This is a genomic window from Ruegeria sp. BE10, from assembly GCF_056538905.1.
In genome coordinates, this window is record NZ_JBQFTX010000001.1 from 508247 (window position 1) to 520741 (window position 12495).

At 58.2% G+C, this 12495-nt stretch carries 14 protein-coding genes; 6 read left to right on the forward strand and 8 right to left on the reverse strand.

Going from position 1 to position 12495, the window contains the following annotated elements; genetic code table 11:
• Nucleotides 1–37: 37 nt before the first annotated feature.
• Both gor and rpiA read right to left on the reverse strand, forming a co-directional pair.
• On the reverse strand, nucleotides 38–1396 hold the full coding sequence (gene gor, locus ACR0M2_RS02480; RefSeq protein WP_480703958.1) for a glutathione-disulfide reductase: 1359 nt from the start codon (nucleotides 1394–1396) through the stop codon (nucleotides 38–40).
• 270 nt (nucleotides 1397–1666) lie between these two features.
• Nucleotides 1667–2452, reverse strand: coding sequence for a ribose-5-phosphate isomerase RpiA (rpiA, locus tag ACR0M2_RS02485; RefSeq protein ID WP_170348292.1), 786 nt, complete (start codon nucleotides 2450–2452; stop codon nucleotides 1667–1669).
• A gap of 167 nt (nucleotides 2453–2619) precedes the next feature.
• Between rpiA and ACR0M2_RS02490 the strand changes: the two genes are divergently transcribed.
• From ACR0M2_RS02490 to ACR0M2_RS02505, 4 genes are read left to right on the forward strand one after another with little or no spacing between them, the layout of a single operon-like run.
• Nucleotides 2620–3321, forward strand: a complete 702-nt coding sequence (locus tag ACR0M2_RS02490; protein WP_170374757.1) for a glutathione S-transferase family protein — start codon at nucleotides 2620–2622, stop codon at nucleotides 3319–3321.
• A 1-nt stretch (nucleotide 3322) separates the two neighbouring features.
• Nucleotides 3323–4696, forward strand: a complete 1374-nt coding sequence (locus ACR0M2_RS02495) for an L-serine ammonia-lyase (protein WP_170374755.1) — start codon at nucleotides 3323–3325, stop codon at nucleotides 4694–4696.
• Nucleotides 4697–4717: 21 nt separating this feature from the next.
• Nucleotides 4718–5128 (forward strand): GFA family protein, encoded by a 411-nt coding sequence (locus ACR0M2_RS02500; protein ID WP_170374753.1) that lies wholly within the window; start codon nucleotides 4718–4720, stop codon nucleotides 5126–5128.
• A 40-nt stretch (nucleotides 5129–5168) separates the two neighbouring features.
• Nucleotides 5169–6083: a DMT family transporter gene (locus ACR0M2_RS02505; RefSeq protein ID WP_226688608.1), complete on the forward strand. Its 915-nt coding sequence runs from the start codon at nucleotides 5169–5171 to the stop codon at nucleotides 6081–6083.
• Here ACR0M2_RS02505 and ACR0M2_RS02510 read toward each other — a convergent pair.
• Complete coding sequence (locus ACR0M2_RS02510) at nucleotides 6028–6735, reverse strand: thiamine diphosphokinase (protein ID WP_480662208.1); 708 nt, start codon at nucleotides 6733–6735, stop codon at nucleotides 6028–6030. The genes ACR0M2_RS02505 and ACR0M2_RS02510 overlap by 56 nt on opposite strands.
• Before the next feature lie 121 nt (nucleotides 6736–6856).
• Here ACR0M2_RS02510 and ACR0M2_RS02515 point away from each other — a divergent pair, with 121 nt between their 5' ends.
• The gene (locus ACR0M2_RS02515; RefSeq protein WP_480703959.1) at nucleotides 6857–8473 is read left to right on the forward strand and encodes a hypothetical protein; all 1617 of its coding nucleotides are present in this window, start codon (nucleotides 6857–6859) and stop codon (nucleotides 8471–8473) included.
• A gap of 78 nt (nucleotides 8474–8551) precedes the next feature.
• On the opposite strand, the gene ACR0M2_RS02520 is transcribed toward ACR0M2_RS02515, so the two are convergent.
• From ACR0M2_RS02520 to nthA, 5 genes are all read right to left on the reverse strand, one after another.
• Nucleotides 8552–8794 (reverse strand): DUF2842 domain-containing protein, encoded by a 243-nt coding sequence (locus tag ACR0M2_RS02520; protein WP_170348285.1) that lies wholly within the window; start codon nucleotides 8792–8794, stop codon nucleotides 8552–8554.
• A complete protein-coding gene (locus tag ACR0M2_RS02525) occupies nucleotides 8794–10089 on the reverse strand; it encodes an adenylosuccinate synthase (protein WP_480703960.1) in 1296 nt (431 codons plus the stop codon). Before ACR0M2_RS02525 ends, ACR0M2_RS02520 begins: the two co-directional genes overlap by 1 nt.
• 214 nt (nucleotides 10090–10303) lie before the next feature.
• Nucleotides 10304–10642 carry a nitrile hydratase accessory protein gene (locus ACR0M2_RS02530; RefSeq protein WP_480687428.1) on the reverse strand — a complete coding sequence of 113 codons (339 nt, stop codon included), beginning with the start codon at nucleotides 10640–10642 and terminating at the stop codon, nucleotides 10304–10306.
• Nucleotides 10639–11316 carry a nitrile hydratase subunit beta gene (nthB, locus tag ACR0M2_RS02535; RefSeq protein WP_480703961.1) on the reverse strand — a complete coding sequence of 226 codons (678 nt, stop codon included), beginning with the start codon at nucleotides 11314–11316 and terminating at the stop codon, nucleotides 10639–10641. The genes ACR0M2_RS02530 and nthB overlap by 4 nt, the downstream gene beginning before the upstream one ends.
• The gene (nthA, locus tag ACR0M2_RS02540) at nucleotides 11313–11927 is read right to left on the reverse strand and encodes a nitrile hydratase subunit alpha (protein ID WP_480703962.1); all 615 of its coding nucleotides are present in this window, start codon (nucleotides 11925–11927) and stop codon (nucleotides 11313–11315) included. Before nthA ends, nthB begins: the two co-directional genes overlap by 4 nt.
• Nucleotides 11928–12077: 150 nt before the next feature.
• Between nthA and secG the strand changes: the two genes are divergently transcribed.
• Nucleotides 12078–12443, forward strand: a complete 366-nt coding sequence (gene secG / locus ACR0M2_RS02545; RefSeq protein WP_058280875.1) for a preprotein translocase subunit SecG — start codon at nucleotides 12078–12080, stop codon at nucleotides 12441–12443.
• The last annotated feature ends 52 nt before the right edge of the window (nucleotides 12444–12495 follow it).

Consider the following 12495-nt stretch of genomic DNA (forward strand, 5'->3'; position numbering starts at 1 on the left):
CGGTGTCCCTTGTAACTTGTGTGCGCGCGCTTGCAAATCAAGCAGTGCGAACAGGTTGCCGCATTGTCACCAGTTCTTCGGCCATAACCGGGTGAACGGCAACCGTGCGGTCGAAATCTTCCTTGGTTGCACCCATTTTAACGGCGATTCCTGCCAGCTGGATCATCTCGCCCGCGCCCGGTGCCACGATATGGCAACCCAACACCTTGCGGGTCGCCTGACTGACGATCAGCTTCATCAGCACCCGCTGCGTTCCACCAGCAAACGCCTTTTGCATCGGCTTGAATGAGGTCGCATATACCTCAACCGGCTCTTGCGCGGCAGCGTCTTCCTCGCTCAACCCCACGGTGCCGAACTCCGGTTGGGTGAAGATCGCGGTCGGGATCAGCTCGTGATCGACCGGCGTCGGGTTGCCTTTGAACACTGTTTCGACAAAAGCCATGCCCTCGCGGATCGCAACCGGTGTCAAATTCACCCGATCTGTCACATCCCCAATTGCAAAGATCGAAGGCACGCCCGTCTGGCTGTATTCGTCCACTACGATCTCGCCCTTACGACCCCGTTCAACGCCCACTGCCTCAAGCCCTAGATTGTCGGCATTGGGCGCACGACCAGTGGCGTACATGACAACATCGAATTGATCCTCGGTGCCGTCGGTGGCTTTGACGCGGATTTTGTCACCTTCCTTGGCCATCTCCAACACATTGGTGCCCAGACGTACATCAATACCGTTCTGGCGCATTTCCTCGCAGATCAGGCCGCGTGCTTCCTCATCAAAGCCGCGCAGAATTTGCGCGCCGCGGTAGAACTGAGTGGTCTTCACACCCATCCCGTTCATGATACCTGCGAACTCGCTGGCGATGTAGCCGCCACCTACGATCAAGATGGATTGAGGCAATTTCTCAAGATGGAAGATTTCGTTTGAGGTGATGGCTAGATCCGAGCCCGGAAACTCGGGCACGACCGGACGACCGCCGGTGGCGATCAGGATGTGCTTGGCCGTCTTACGCGTGCCATCGGCCAGCTCAACCGTATGCGCATCAACCACATGGGCACGCTGATCAAAGCTTTCGACACCGTTGTTTTTCAGGATATTGCGATAAACACCTTCAAGCCGATCCAGTTCCGCGACCAGCTTGTCGTGGAACGTGTTCCAATCAAGCCCGCCGGGTTTAACATCCCAACCATAGGCTTGCGCGTCCTGCATTGTCCCTGAGAACTCACTGGCAAAGACCATCAGCTTTTTCGGAACACAGCCTCGGATGACACAGGTCCCGCCATAACGATCCTCTTCGGCCAGCGCCACCTTGGCACCATTCTCACCGGCAGCCACACGCGCTGCGCGAACCCCGCCCGAGCCGCCTCCGATGACGAACAGATCATAATCAAAGCTCATTTACCGTGCCTCTTTCAGTTTTCAGCAAGCGCCATCAAAGCGACGCCACGGGTGTATCTTATTGCTCACCACAGTCCAGACCGTTCTGGTGAGACAGTTGATCTTGCCAGGACGCAAAAAAATCGGCCAGTAATGCTCAACCGTCCTTACGAACCGCTCAGATATGGGTTTCGCCATAGATTGCAACTGGAGGGGCATGCTCTCGAATGTGCCGTCCGGTTTTTGGAAACTGACTTCGCCGAATTGTAATGCCGAAAGCTCTGACATTCGTCAGTCAGCCAAATCCGAGAACAGGTTCTCACCACTGTCCACCAATTCGTCCAGCTCGGTGGTACCCGCGTTGATGTCGCGCAGTTCGACCCGGCCGTCCCCGTGGCCGATCACGACCTTGTCACAGATGTCGATGAACAACCCGTTCTCGACCACACCCGGCACCTGATTAAGCACCAGCGCCAACTGGCGCGCGTTGCCGATACGCTGCAGGTGCAAATCCAAAACGTGGTTGCCTTCATCTGTCACAAAAGGGGCTTCACCATCCATCCGAAGCATGGCCGAAGTGCCCAGAACATCCATCGTGTCCAGCACCTCTTGGATCAAAGTGCGGGTGGTTTGCCAACCAAAGGGGATCACCTCGACCGGCAAAGGGAAGGCGCCCAGGGTTTCGACCTCTTTGCCGGCATCGGCGATGACGACCATCTGGTCGCTGGCCGTGGCGACGATCTTCTCCTGCAGATGCGCGCCACCGCCACCTTTGATCAGGTTCAGCTCGCCATCGAATTCATCCGCGCCATCAATGGTCAGATCCAACCACCCCGCCTGATCCAACGAGACCACTTCGATCCCGACTTCGCAGGCCAGTTGCGCAGTGCGGATCGACGTCGGAACACCCTTGATCCGCAGCCCTTCTTTTTTGACCCGCTCACCGATGCGACGCACCATCCAGGCGGCTGTTGACCCTGTCCCCAGACCGACACGCATTCCGTCTTGCACCATGTCAGCAGCGCGACGAGCGGCGACATATTTGGCGTTATCGATGGGTGACAGATCACGGGTCATGGCAGCGTTTCCCTTTATTACTGCCAGACTTATACGAAATGCGGCCACCAACCGCGAGTGCCAAATCGCCGCCATCACGCGTAAACATGCGTGGAAAATACGCGTTTCCGAAGGGAAACGTCGCAATCGAGGCTTCCAGCATTCGCCCTGCAAGTTACATAGGGGCCATGACCGCGCCCTATCGCCTTCATTATGCCCCCGACAACGCCTCGCTGGTGATCAGACTGGTGTTGGAAGAGATGGGCCTTCCTTTTGAGACCGTACTGGTGGACCGCCGCCGGAACGAACAGGACAGCGCGGCCTATCGGGCCTTGAACCCGAATGGATTGATCCCGGTGCTGGACACCCCGCAAGGACCGATCTTTGAAACGGCAGCCATTTTGTTGTGGCTGGCGGATACGCACAAGCAACTGGCCCCTGCCCCCAACAGCCCGGATCGGGTGGCGTTTCTGAAATGGCTGTTTTTTGCGTCCAACACGCTGCACGCCGATCTGCGCATTCTTTTCTATGCTGAAAAGTACATCGACCCCGTGCAGGCCGAGACCCTGCGTGAAGGCATCCGCCCGCGCCTGCGCCAACATTTGCGGGTACTGGATGCCGAAGCCCAGAAAGCGCCGGATTGGCTGCAGGCCGACACCCCATCGGTTTTAAGCTTTTATCTGGCGTGCCAAATGCGTTGGATGGCGCTGTACCCCGCCAGCGCGGATCGCAGCTGGTTTCAGCTCAGGGACACGCCCCATCTGCAGGACATCCTGACGCGGCTGGATTCCCGACCTGCAACCCAAGCCGCCATCGCGGCCGAGGGGTTGGGGGTTACGCCGTTCACCTCACCACGTTACGCTACACCCGAAGAAGGCTCAGCTACCTGATATGTTTCTATCTGTCTTCGATATGTTCAAAGTGGGCATCGGCCCGTCATCGTCTCATACCATGGGGCCGATGGTGGCCGCCGCGCGTTTTCTGGACATGATGCGCGCGTCCCCGTTCGAATTTGCGGGGCTGCGCGGATCGCTGCACGGCTCGCTGGCTTTTACTGGGGTCGGACACGCCACCGACCGTGCCACCATTCTGGGACTGGCCGGGTTTGTGCCCGACACCTACGACAACGATAAGGCCGAGGCCGCGCTGGCCGAAATTTCCAAGACGCACTCGGTGACGCCCGAAGGGTTGCCGACGCTTCAGTTCAACCCAAAGACTGACCTGATCTTTGACTATGACAACAACCTGCCCGGCCACGCCAATGGCATGATCCTGATGGCCACCGACGCACAAGGCGATGTGATCCTGCGGCAGGTTTACTACTCGGTCGGCGGTGGCTTTGTCCTGACCGAAGAGGAACTGGCCGAAGGCAAGGCAACCGACGAGGGCGACCCGGTCCCGTTCCCGTTCAAATCCGCCGCCGAAATGCTTGAGATGGCAAAGACCAGCGGCAAAAGCATCGCTCAGATGAAGCGCGATAATGAAATCGCGCGCGGCTGTGCCGATAGCTTTGCCAAAGGCACTGCGCGTCTGTGGGAAGTTATGAACAATTGCATCGAGCGCGGCCTGAATACTGACGGCATTTTGCCCGGTGGCCTGAACGTGCGACGCCGCGCCAAAGGCATTCACGATGCTCTGCTGGCCGAGCGGGGCATGAACCTGAACGCGCCGCACACCATCAATGACTGGATGAGTGTCTATGCCATGGCGGTGAACGAGGAAAACGCCGCTGGTGGGCAAGTCGTGACCGCCCCGACCAATGGCGCGGCAGGTACGATGCCTTCGGTGCTGCGCTATTACCTTGATCACGTGCCCGGCGCGTCGGAAAGCCATATCGAGGATTTCCTTCTGACCGCTGCCGCCATTGGCGGACTGGTGAAATATAACGCCTCGATCTCTGGCGCCGAAGCGGGCTGTCAGGCCGAAGTCGGAAGCGCATCAGCCATGGCTGCGGCAGGTCTGTGTGCCGTCATGGGTGGAACACCGGAACAGGTTGAAAACGCAGCTGAAATCGCGCTGGAGCATCATCTGGGCATGACCTGTGACCCGGTTGCCGGGTTGGTGCAGGTTCCGTGTATCGAACGCAACGGACTGGCGGCGATCAAAGCCGTTTCCGCAGCATCGCTGGCGTTGCGTGGCGATGGAAAACACTTCGTACCGCTGGATTCCGTGATCGAGACTATGCGCCAGACCGGCCATGATATGCACGAGAAATACAAGGAAACGTCACTGGGCGGCCTGGCGGTGAACGTACCCAACTGCTGATGCCGCAGTAAGGGGGATATCATGCGGGGACATTGTCTGTGCGGCACCATCCGGTACGAGGTTACGCCTCCGGTCCTGTCCTGCGTTACCTGCCATTGCGACAGTTGCAGACGGCAATGCGCCGCGCCGATGACCACCTATTTCGGCGTGCGCGACGGCCAGTGGCGCTGGACCGGGGACGAGCCGAAAACCTTTGCCTCTTCGCCCGGAGTCACCCGCAGTTTCTGCCCCAATTGCGGCACTCCGATATCATTCCGATCACAAGCCATGTCGGACGTGCTGCATCTGTACGTGGCAACACTGGAAGACCCAAACCAGTTGGAGCCAACGTTGCACGTGGCGCATGAGGAAAAGCTGAACTGGCTGATACTGGGTGACGGCCTGCCCACTTGCATCGGTCCAGACTATACCAAGGTTCAACCCCTGCCCTAGACGCTTCCCACCGGGCCCCAAACCCCGTAGCGTCGCCCGTATGACACAGGATCGTCCGGTCTTTGGCATCATCCTGATGCTTGGCTTTTGCATCATCGCGCCGATGGGCGACGCGATGGCAAAGCTGTTGGCCGAAACCACACCTGTCGGCATGCTTGTCTTTGTCCGCTTCGCCGTTCAGGCGCTGGTGCTGGTCCCACTGGCCGTATTGACCGGGCGATCCCTGCGCATGCGTGGCCGTATCCTGTGGCTGACATTTATTCGCACGGTTCTGCATATCCTCGCCCTTTCAGCCATGTTCAGCTCACTGCTTTTCCTGCCGCTGGCCGACGCGATCGCCATCGTCTTTGTCATGCCGTTCATAATGTTGATCCTGGGCAAATACATACTGAAGGAAACCGTTGGCCCACGCCGCCTGATAGCCTGCGCCGTTGGCTTTGTTGGGACCTTGCTGGTCATTCAGCCCAGCTTTGTACAAGTGGGGGCCGCAGCCCTGCTACCGCTTGTGGTAGCTTTGCTCTTTTCCCTGTTCATGCTGGTGACGCGCCAAATCGCCAAAGAAACAGACCCAATCACCCTTCAAGCGGCATCGGGCATGATGGCTATAATCCTAATGCTGCCAGTTCTGTTGGCCGGAACAATCGGCGGCAGTTGGGCCGTATCGCTGATCTTACCTCCCCCGGACATTCACCTTTTGCTGATCGCAATCGGGCTGCTGGGAACCGTCGCGCATCTGTTGATGACATGGTCGCTGCGCTTTGCGCCGTCGGCAACGCTGGCCCCGATGCAATATCTGGAAATTCCAATGGCCACCCTATTCGGCTGGCTAATCTTTCATGACCTGCCCAACGGGATCGCGGCCATCGGCATAGCCATCACCATTGCCGCGGGCCTTTACGTCATTCTGCACGAGCGGGCCAACGCCCGGTCAGCTCCGACAGAAACGCCTGCATGATCTGATCCAAGGCGTTGCGCGGAACCATGACCAAAAGGCCGGGCCTGTCCACCTCCAGTTCTACATCAGCCAACGCGCGATTGGAGGTCCCGACGCGACCGCTCGGCTCTAACACCAGATCATCAATCGGCCATTCCAATCCACGGCTGCGCCCCGTTACCCTCTGAAACGGAAACAGCGAAACCACATCGCCGGGTGAAAGGTCAAAAGCGATCCGCGGTGGGGCGTGGAACACGACTTCATGCTCCCCTAGCAAAATGCACGGACGATCCTGAAGTCGGATCAAAGCGCTCAGCACCGCCAATTGGTGATCCAGCCGCCCGCCCAGAAACCCAACCCCTAGCACTAGCGGCGCCTCGACACTGCGCAGGGTCTTGTCGAAATCCGTGCTGTCCTGCTCGCGGATCGGAAACAATCGCTCTGCCGGAATTCGGTCGCGATAGGCGCTGCTCAGCGAATCAAAATCACCGATAACCGCATCCGGCATCCGCCCCGAATCCATCAGCGGGATCGCTCCGCCATCCGCGGCAACAACGGTATTGACGCGAATCAGCGCCAAATTTAGGTCATCTGGACCGATTTCTCCGCCTCCGACCACTGCGATTGGCTCCTCAGACCGTACAATCGACTGATTTTTTTTAAGATTGATCATTTTTCCCGGATTTGGACACATTGAGACCACAAAATGGTAGGTTCATGCAGAGAGTTTCGAGCCATAGGTGTGCCCTCTATTGGGTGGGTGGCTCTTGTAGTTTGTAGAGGACGTGCGTCTGATGGTACAGAATAACAAGGTTTTGACCGTTTCTTATGGAACCTTCTCGTGCACTTTGGAAGGCTTTGATGATTCCTTTGAAACGATGAAAGCGATTGCCGAATACTTCCGCGATCTCGCGGCTGATGATCGCTACTTTGGTTCTGAACCCCCACAGCCTGACACCGAAATGCTGACACGGATCGCGCAGCGTGACGCATCCCGCAGGGTCGAAGCCAGTCAGAACGACTCTGGCCTGCTGATCCGCGCAACCGAAGAAAACGCCCCATCCCCCCAATCCGCCGCCAGCGCTCAGGGTTTGAATGTTATCGACACGCCGCCCTCTTCTCAGCCCGTTTTTTCTGACGCGGAAACCGTAGAAGATGCCCCGGCGCCTGCCGCTGACAGTATTGCCGCCAAGTTGCAGCGCATCCGGGCCGTTGTCTCTCACTCCGAAGAAAACTCGGTCATCTACACGGAAGACGAAGACACGACCTTGATGAAAAGCGCTGCTCCGTCTGATGCAGTGGCCGCGGCCTTCGCAGCTGGTTCGCTTGACCCCGCTGATCTGGACGACACTGAAGAGGCCAGCGCGCACGTCGAAACGCAAGACGAAGCACCGGAAACAGAAGAAGCCGAGGCTGAGATGCCTCAGATCGAAGGACCCGAAGCCCCTGCACCGGAAGTCGAAGCCGAGGATCTGGATTCAGAGGTGTTGGACGCGACATCGGAAGACCAGACCGAAGCAGAAGAGGAAGACACATCCGACGTGCTGTTCTCGGACCTTGAAGACATTGCGAAAAGCGATTCTGAAGAGGAAGCCAACATTCTCGACGACGCCGGTGCAGATGAAGACGTCGTCGAAGCCACCTACGAAGGTGTGTTGACGGAAGAGGATGAAGTCGACCTGCTGGAAGAGATTTCAAGCGTGGAAGCTGTACTGGCAAAACGCTCGGCCAATACAGACACTGAAACGTCAGATCTGGATCGGGACGTATCGCGCCTGATGGATAAGGCCGGCGAACAGTTGAATGACCCGGACACCAGCAATCAGCGCGAGGCCTACACGCATCTGCGGGCGGCCGTCGCCGCAACCGAAGCTGAACGTGGCGACGGTAAGGCCACAGCACAGGACAGTGAGGAACAGGGCTATCGTGGAGATCTTTCCTCGGTCGTCAGCCCGCGCCGCCCGGAAATTCAGGTCACCAGCATGCGCCCCAGCAGTGACGATGCAGCCCCGCTTAAGCTGGTCGCTGAACAGCGCATCGATAATCAAACCGTGGACGCCGGACCAGTTACCCCTCGCCGCGTCAAATCCGAAACTGAAGCCGAAGACGAAACACCCGAGGAAGGTGGCTTTGCTCTGTTCGCGCAGGAACAGGGCGCGCAGTCCCTCCCCGACTTGCTTGAGGCTGCCGCCGCGTACCTGTCCTTCATCGAAGGTCAGGAACAGTTTTCGCGCCCGCAGTTGATGAACAAAATCCGCTCGCTCAAGCAAAATGACTTTAACCGCGAAGAAAGTCTGCGGTCCTTCGGTCAGTTGCTGCGCGATGGCAAGATTGAAAAAGCGGGCGGCGGGCGTTTCGCGGCCTCGACCCAGATCGGGTTCCGCCCGGATGACGAGCGCGCCGCGGGATAATTCCCCCAACCAGTACAATAAAAAAAGGGCCAGAGGTTTCTCTGGCCCTTTTCTCTTCATCACCTGAATTGCCAGTGATCAATCCGAGTTTTGCTCTGGGTCTTCTTTGCCAACACCTTTGAAGACAAATTTGAACGGCAGCGCCCACACAATGCCCAATCCGACGTAGACCAGCAGTTCCAACCAGATGGGCGGACGGTCGAGCCAGTTCACCACCGTCACAACCGCCACGATATAGATAGGAAGCCCAATCAACAGCAGCACCAGCGACCAACGCCGCCGGGCCTTGTAGCTCAGACCGGATTTGCCGTGATCGCTCATCAGTCGGCAAACGGGTCGGTCACCAGAATGGTGTCGTCCCGCTCCGGACTGGTAGAAAGAAGGGCCACGGGACACTCGATCAGCTCTTCAACGCGACGTACGTATTTGATCGCGTTGGCAGGCAGATCGGCCCAGCTGCGTGCGCCTTCGGTGGATTCGCTCCACCCCGGCATTTCTTCGTAGATGGGTTTGCAGCGCGCTTGTTGATCAGCTGCGGTAGGCAGATAGTCCAGACGCTCGCCATCCAGCTCATACCCCACGCAGATTTTCAGTGTCTCAAACCCGTCCAGCACGTCCAGCTTGGTCAGCGAGATGCCGTTTACACCACTTGTCGCGCAGGTTTGCCGCACCAAGCAGGCATCGAACCAGCCACAGCGACGTTTGCGGCCTGTGGTTGTGCCGAATTCGTGTCCACGTTCGCCAAGGCGTTGGCCATCCGCATCATCCAATTCAGTCGGGAACGGGCCTTCACCCACGCGTGTCGTATAGGCTTTGACAATACCCAGCACGAAATCAATCGATCCCGGACCGATACCCACACCAGTCGCCGCCTGCCCCGCGATCACATTGGACGAGGTCACAAACGGATAGGTGCCAAAATCAATATCCAGCAGCGCGCCCTGCGCCCCTTCGAAAAGGATGCGTTTACCAGCCTTGCGCTTTTCGTTCAGCACCTTCCAGACCGGAGCGGCAAACGGAAGAATTTGCGGCGAGATCTCTTTCAATTGGGTGATCAGCGCGTCCCGGTCAACGGGCTCGATCCCAAGCCCCTTGCGCAGCGGGTCGTGGTGTTGCAGCGCACGATCCACGCGCGCCTCAAGCGTGGCTTCATCAGCAAGATCTGCAACACGAACAGAGCGGCGGCCCACTTTGTCCTCATACGCCGGGCCAATTCCGCGACCGGTCGTCCCGATCTTGGTGCCCTTGCTGGCAGCTTCTTCACGCGCACGGTCCAGCTCGCCATGGATAGGCAGGATCAGCGGCGTGTTCTCGGCAATCATCAGAGTCTCGGGCGAGATATCGACACCTTGCGCCCGAATGGTTCCGATTTCCTTGATCAAGTGCCACGGGTCCAGCACAACACCATTGCCAATGACACTCAGCTTGCCGCCCCGCACGACGCCTGAAGGCAACGCATGCAGCTTGTAAACTTCACCATCAATGACCAGCGTATGACCGGCATTATGCCCGCCTTGAAAACGCGCGATCACGTCTGCCCGTTCGCTGAGCCAGTCGACGATCTTGCCTTTTCCTTCGTCGCCCCACTGGGCGCCGACAACAACCACATTGGCCATATCCGGTCCTTTTGCGCTGAATTATCAAACTCGGCTCATATAGCGGGGTCAAAGCGGCAGGGAAACCGGTAATTCGCCGCAGTTTAGAACCGCGCAATGTGCGGTGCCTCCGGCGGGGATAGTTTCGGCCAGATGAAGTATGGCTCCCCTGTTAATCCGGCCTCAAATATCTTGGAGGAGTCGCCCAGAACAGGCGGCGGGGGCAGCGCCCCTCCTATTCGCCTGCCGCCAAATGCACCGGTTGACCGTGTGGCGTCGTCAAATAAGCCTCTTCCCAAGCATTTCTCATGCGTTGAATGTCACTTGGTAACGTCGAACCTTGTTCGACCAACAATTGCTCCAAGTTCTCCAGCCACGCGTGAAAATAATCATTCCCGCCATCCAGTTCCTTGTCCAACCCGTGCAATTTCAAAGTATGCGAAAATCGATCGGCCCAATCTGACCACTCGAATTGTCCAGCTTCGTTCAATGCAACTGTCAGGGCGAAGACCTGCGCATGCCAGGGTTCGGCAAAAACCGGCTCTGGTGCGGAATGGGTGGAACAGGTGCTCATACGGGCTCCAGATAGCTTTGCCACAAGTCCAGAACGACCTCGTCCTTGGGATGCTCCGGGTTAGCCCACAACTCGGACGCGGCAAACGCCACCGCATAAAGGGGCTCTGGTGCCTCGCCCAAACCATGTGCATTTGAATCTGGCAACACATGCGTACCGTGCAGCCGCAAAATTCTGCCATTTGCACCCGATGCATAGATTGGCAGTCGCGTATGGCCGCCACTCACCAGACGATTGGCTGCCGGATCCACAGTTCGGACATTCTGCCCGACTTCAAACTGTATCGGCACGTCCGAAGCCCGATCTGCTGGCCCGCCTTTGGCCAAGGCTCCCGAGACGGTCCCGGCTTTCAGAACACGGGCTGCCAACGGGTGTGGGTCGTCGGTGCCTGCGCCCGACAAATCATCCAAGGTCAGCACCCCCTTTTCGACCAGCAGGTCGGCCAGACCGGATATCCACTTTTCATAGTAAGAGAACCGTGCGTAGTCCTTGGGCGACAGCCTTTCGCGCGCGTGGCGCGAGACATCAATATTCCATTGCCCCAGAAACCCGGCCGCCAGCGTCACGGCCAAGGCACGACCATGCCAGTCCTCGGCAAAGACAGGGGCGCTTTCGGCCTCGGGCGTAACCGGACCGTCCCCAAACCGACCACCCATATCGTGAACACGGGTCATGACGGCACCATAGGCAGGCCCGTGCCAATCATGCTGTCACGGGTAACAAGCGCAGCAAGGTCCTCTTCACCTAGCCCTTCTGAGCCTTCCGGACGCATGGGAAGCACGAGGTAGCGAATCTCTGCGGTCGAATCCCATACCCGCACGGATGATTCTGGCGTCAATTCGACACCGAATTCGGCCAAGACCTTGCGCGGCTCACGTACCGCTCGAGCGCGGTAGGCGTCGGACTTGTACCAACCCGGTGGAATACCCAGCAAAGGCCACGGGTAGCAGCTGCATAGGGTACAAACGACCATGTTGTGCTGTTCCGGCGTATTCTCGACCACTACGATATGTTCGCCCTGCCGCCCGTAAAACCCAAGATCAGCGACAACAGACGTCGCGTCTGCAAGCAGGGCTTGCTTGAACGCAGAATCGCCCCACGCCTTGGCGACAACGCGTGCGCCGTTCTGTGGACCGATCTTGTTTTGATACGTGTCGATAATCTCATCCAGCGCCGCCGGGTCGATCAGACCCTTACGGGTCAGAATCGTCTCAAGCGCTTTAACTCGAAGCGCGGGATCGGGCGGCAACAGGGCGTGCGGGTGGTCGTGATCGTCATGAGGCATGGCCGCAGCCTGCGTTACGTATCATCCGCCTGTCCAGTCCCTTTGCTGTGATCTGGAATATCACCGTTCGTGATGCCAACTCATCCCTTGCCCCCGAAGGCAAACTTGCATAAGTACCACGCGATACACGCCACGCTGTACAGGAACACCATGGAAAACGTCGTTCTCATCATCCACCTCCTCTTGGCCCTGGGCCTGATTGCCGTTGTTCTGATGCAGCGGTCCGAAGGCGGTGGCCTTGGTATGGGCGGTGGTGGCGGTGGCGCCATGACAGGTCGCGCGGCAGCGACCGCTTTGGGCAAGGTGACCTGGATTCTGGCAGCCTGCTTTATCGTGACCTCGATCACGCTGACCATTTTGGCGGCTCAGAAGTCTTCGGGCAGCTCGGTTATCGACCGTTTGGGCGTTCCGGCACCTGCGGCAACCGAAGAAAGCACCCCGGCGGTTCCGTCGGCGGATGATCTGCTGCCCCCGGCGCAGGGCGACAACGCGCCTCTGATTCCTCAGGCCAACTGATCCACAAAACCTAGAAATCTGAAAGAGAGCTGCAACAGCATCTTGCGGTTCT

Excerpts from the sequence above, each read along its gene's own strand:
- gor (WP_480703958.1), bottom strand. The coding sequence starts at position 1,396 with ATGAGCTTTGATTATGATCTGTTCGTCATCGGAGGCGGCTCGGGCGGG.
- rpiA (WP_170348292.1), bottom strand. The coding sequence starts at position 2,452 with ATGACCCGTGATCTGTCACCCATCGATAACGCCAAATATGTCGCCGCT.
- ACR0M2_RS02490 (WP_170374757.1), top strand. The coding sequence starts at position 2,620 with ATGACCGCGCCCTATCGCCTTCATTATGCCCCCGACAACGCCTCGCTG.
- ACR0M2_RS02495 (WP_170374755.1), top strand. The coding sequence starts at position 3,323 with ATGTTTCTATCTGTCTTCGATATGTTCAAAGTGGGCATCGGCCCGTCA.
- ACR0M2_RS02500 (WP_170374753.1), top strand. The coding sequence starts at position 4,718 with ATGCGGGGACATTGTCTGTGCGGCACCATCCGGTACGAGGTTACGCCT.
- ACR0M2_RS02505 (WP_226688608.1), top strand. The coding sequence starts at position 5,169 with ATGACACAGGATCGTCCGGTCTTTGGCATCATCCTGATGCTTGGCTTT.
- ACR0M2_RS02510 (WP_480662208.1), bottom strand. The coding sequence starts at position 6,735 with ATGATCAATCTTAAAAAAAATCAGTCGATTGTACGGTCTGAGGAGCCA.
- ACR0M2_RS02515 (WP_480703959.1), top strand. The coding sequence starts at position 6,857 with ATGGTACAGAATAACAAGGTTTTGACCGTTTCTTATGGAACCTTCTCG.
- ACR0M2_RS02520 (WP_170348285.1), bottom strand. The coding sequence starts at position 8,794 with ATGAGCGATCACGGCAAATCCGGTCTGAGCTACAAGGCCCGGCGGCGT.
- ACR0M2_RS02525 (WP_480703960.1), bottom strand. The coding sequence starts at position 10,089 with ATGGCCAATGTGGTTGTTGTCGGCGCCCAGTGGGGCGACGAAGGAAAA.
- ACR0M2_RS02530 (WP_480687428.1), bottom strand. The coding sequence starts at position 10,642 with ATGAGCACCTGTTCCACCCATTCCGCACCAGAGCCGGTTTTTGCCGAA.
- nthB (WP_480703961.1), bottom strand. The coding sequence starts at position 11,316 with ATGACCCGTGTTCACGATATGGGTGGTCGGTTTGGGGACGGTCCGGTT.
- nthA (WP_480703962.1), bottom strand. The coding sequence starts at position 11,927 with ATGCCTCATGACGATCACGACCACCCGCACGCCCTGTTGCCGCCCGAT.
- secG (WP_058280875.1), top strand. The coding sequence starts at position 12,078 with ATGGAAAACGTCGTTCTCATCATCCACCTCCTCTTGGCCCTGGGCCTG.